This window comes from Geminocystis sp. CENA526, from assembly GCF_050753365.1.
In the GTDB taxonomy this organism is placed as follows: domain Bacteria; phylum Cyanobacteriota; class Cyanobacteriia; order Cyanobacteriales; family Cyanobacteriaceae; genus Geminocystis.
This window is the reverse complement of the sequence record NZ_JBLZFY010000216.1, coordinates 1-2,617: the sequence shown is the minus strand read 5'-3', so window position 1 is coordinate 2,617 and position 2,617 is coordinate 1. Positions and strand designations below refer to the sequence as shown.

Here is a 2,617-nt window from a genome sequence, read left to right as displayed (position 1 = left end):
GAAATTAAGTCTAATATCAGAGTGAATCTGCGTAAAAAAAATAACTTATCTTGTTTTTAGTCTTTAAAACTCTCTGTTACTATATTTACCTAACTGCGACAAATTTACAAGTTAACTTAACATTTCTTAATAAAATCAGGCATTCGGAGGATTGGTAGAGAAGGTTATCTTGGGCGGATAAAATTTTTTCTGGAAAATGCTATAAATTCTTTTAGGATGGAATGAGGATTTAATAAAATCAAAAAGTTTATTTTAAGAGATTGTTTCAGGTTGCTTCGTTGCCTCGCAACGCTACGCGCCTCACCGCAATGACAATCCAACTGAATTAAATTATTTAATGTCTTTTATTAAGTTCGATCGAATTTAATTTTTTAGTTGTTTGTGAATATAACATTATCGCCTTTAAGCAACTTAGACTGGACAAATAACAGTGATTTAGTTATTCTCGAATTTGAGTTAATAGCAGAGAAAGACTATCATCTATCCTTAGACTATAGTAAAGGATTACACGCTTGGTTTTTAGATCAAGTAAGACAATTATCACCTGAATTATCAAAAAGACTTCACGATTACCCCGAAGAAAAAGCCTTTAGTATTTCTCGTTTACAGGGTAATTTAATGGAGTTAAAAAATAAGATTTTTGTCAAGCAAAATAGTTTTTATAGTTGGTATTTGTCGATTTTCTCCTCCGAATTAATCCAATGGTTAAAGGTATGGTTTAATAATTTTCCTTCCCATTTGGGTTTATATCACACACCATTATTAATTAACGAAGTTAGGTTTTTTTCTCCTCCAACTACCTATGAAAAGTTGTGGCTGGAAAAAATAGAGACGAATTTCTCTTTTACTTTTCTCTCCCCTACCAGTTTTCGTCGCAATAATCATCATTATCCTTTACCTCATCCTCCCAATTTATTTCACAGTTACTTAAGACGATGGAATCAATTTTCCCAAAACCTAGGCAATCATAACGATATTATGTCATTCCGATCGACAGCGAAGGAATCTCAAAGCCTTATTTCTGAAAGGGTATTTTCTCAGGATGATTTTTTAGATTGGATAGATAAATTTGTGATTATTCGTAGTTATAGTTTGGAATCAAAAAAGGTAGCAGGAGGAAAAAAAGGAAGCGTTACGGGGTTTATGGGAAGGTTAGAGTTATCTTTAGGGCATAATTACCAAGATTATCCCGATTTTACTCAACTTTACTCGACTTTATGCCGATTTGCGACTTATTGCGGTACAGGGCATAAAACTACTTTTGGTTTAGGACATACTATAGTTAGTCAGGGAAATGAAAATACTGATGAGGGGAGGCAACAGATATTTACCCAACCGTCAAGTTATAATAATGACTCTCTTGAAGATAAGTTAGTTACGAGAATCGATGAGTTAACAGATATTTTCCTAAAACAGAAAAATGGGAAAGGGGGAAATCGTGCAGAAAATATTTGTCTTAGTTATGCTAATATTCTTGCTAGACGGGAGTTGGGAATGTCTTTGAAAGATATAGCCATAGAGTTAGAAATGCCTTATGAAACGGTGAAAACTTATTCAAAAAGAGCAAGAAAACTTTTAATTGAGGATACTTAGGGGTTGCTGAAAAAGTCTTTGGATGAGGAAAAGTAATCAGTAATAGGTAATGGGTAATGGGTAATGGGTAAAATGGGTAATATTGTTAATTGTTAATTCTTCATTCTTCATTTTTCATTCCTCCTTACTCTCCAGCATGGTAGGAACTGCGTACTAAAGCTCCACTACGCACATGATTGAATCCTAAAGACTGAGCGATTTTTCCTAATTCTTCAAATTCTTCGGGAGTCCAATATTTTTGTACTGGTAAATGTTCCAATGATGGTCTTAAATATTGTCCTATGGTAATTCGATCGCACTCTATTTCCCGTAAGTCTTTGAGGGTAGTAATAATTTCCTCTTGAGTTTCTCCTAAACCAAGCATTAACCCCGATTTAGTGGGAATATTGGGATTTAATTCCTTTACGGTAGCTAAAACTCGCAACGATCGATCGTACTTTGCCCCTCGTCTCACAGGATTTTGCAACCTTTCCACCGTTTCAAGGTTGTGGTTATAACAAGCAGGATTCGCCTCCACAATGGTTTTAATACTTTCTCGTTGTTGCTGTAGGGCATTTTTCCCCGTGCCAAAATCAGGGGTTAACACTTCTATCAGGGTGTCAGGATTGAGCATTCTCACCACCTTCATCACCTTGACAAACCAAGAAGCGCCCCCGTCGGGTAAATCATCCCTTGCCACAGAAGTTAACACCACATATCTTAACCCTAATAATTTAACAGCTTCGGCTACTTTTTGCGGTTCATTTTCATCCAATACCCTAGGGGATTGCCCTTTATCCACTTGACAAAATGCACAGTTACGGGTGCAAATATCCCCCATTAACAAAAAAGTAGCTGTACCTTTACTATAACACTCCCCTCGATTGGGGCATTTTCCTTCTTCACAAATAGTGTGAATATTTCGTTGTTTAATGATTTTTTGTACTCTGGAAATTTCGGAAGCCTTACCGATATTCGATCGTAACCATGAAGGCAGAGAGAGGGAAGAGGGGGAAGAGGGGGAAGAAGGGGAAGAAGATTGCAT

2 protein-coding genes are annotated in these 2,617 nt (G+C 36.2%); one reads left to right on the top strand and one right to left on the bottom strand.

Annotated elements, in window-relative coordinates:
* Positions 1 to 381 precede the first annotated feature (381 nt).
* A complete protein-coding gene (cas6, locus tag ACN4EE_RS22745) occupies positions 382 to 1,593 on the top strand; it encodes a CRISPR-associated endoribonuclease Cas6 (protein WP_431708797.1) in 1,212 nt (403 codons plus the stop codon).
* A 124-nt stretch (positions 1,594 to 1,717) separates the two neighbouring features.
* Here cas6 and lipA read toward each other — a convergent pair whose 3' ends face one another.
* The gene (gene lipA, locus ACN4EE_RS22740; protein ID WP_431708796.1) at positions 1,718 to 2,617 is read right to left on the bottom strand and encodes a lipoyl synthase; all 900 of its coding nucleotides are present in this window, start codon (positions 2,615 to 2,617) and stop codon (positions 1,718 to 1,720) included.

Excerpts from the sequence above, each read along its gene's own strand:
- lipA (WP_431708796.1), bottom strand. The coding sequence starts at position 2,617 with ATGCAATCTTCTTCCCCTTCTTCCCCCTCTTCCCCCTCTTCCCTCTCT.